This window comes from Methylobacterium sp. D48H, assembly GCF_053345715.1.
This window is the reverse complement of sequence record NZ_JBKFAP010000081.1, coordinates 1-706: the sequence shown is the minus strand read 5'-3', so window position 1 is coordinate 706 and position 706 is coordinate 1. Positions and strand designations below refer to the sequence as shown.

The 706-nt window shown below is 70.7% G+C and carries 1 pseudogene; it reads right to left on the bottom strand.

Going from position 1 to position 706, the window contains the following annotated elements:
* Positions 1–706: pseudogene (locus ACLBX8_RS31560) on the bottom strand (IS630 family transposase); the annotation flags it as partial.

The following is a 706-nucleotide window of genomic DNA, read 5'->3' as shown; positions in this document are numbered from 1 at the left end:
CGGATTGAAGTCCGGCGAGTAGGGCGGGAGGAACAGGAGCCGCGCGCCCGCCGCCTCGATCGCCGCGCGCACGGCCGGGCCTTTGTGGCTGCCGAGATTGTCCATGATCACGATGTCCCCGGGTGCGAGTTCGGGCACCAGGACCTGATCGACGTAGACTTGGAAGGCGTCGCGGTTGATCGGCCCGTCGAGCACGAACGGCGCGGCGATCCCGGACAGGCGCAGGCCCGCCACCAGGGTCGTGGTCTTCCAATGACCGTGCGGGACGGGGGAGCGCAGCCGCTGGCCGCGGGGACAGCGCCCGCGGGTGCGGGCCATGTTGGTGGCGGTCCACGTCTCGTCGAGGAACACCAGCCGGTCCGGGTCGAGATCGGGCTGGCTCTCGAACCACGCTTCCCGGGCGGCCTTCACGTCCGGCCGATCCTGCTCTGCGGCGTGGGCCGTCTTTTTTTGTACGTCAGGTCGCGCGCGTCGAGGAAGGCCCACAACGTGCCGAGCCCGACGGTGAGGCCATGCTCGTCCTGCAACCGGGCGCGCATCTCCTCCAGGGTGATGTCGACCGTCTCGTCGATCAGCGTACGCAGGAACGTCTCGTACGGGTCGAGCTTGGAGCGGCGGGCACGCCCCTGCGGCCGGGCGGCCACCGTCCCAGTCGCGGCGAGCGCCGCCATCCAGCGGATCGCGGTTGCTTGGCCGACCCCGAAGC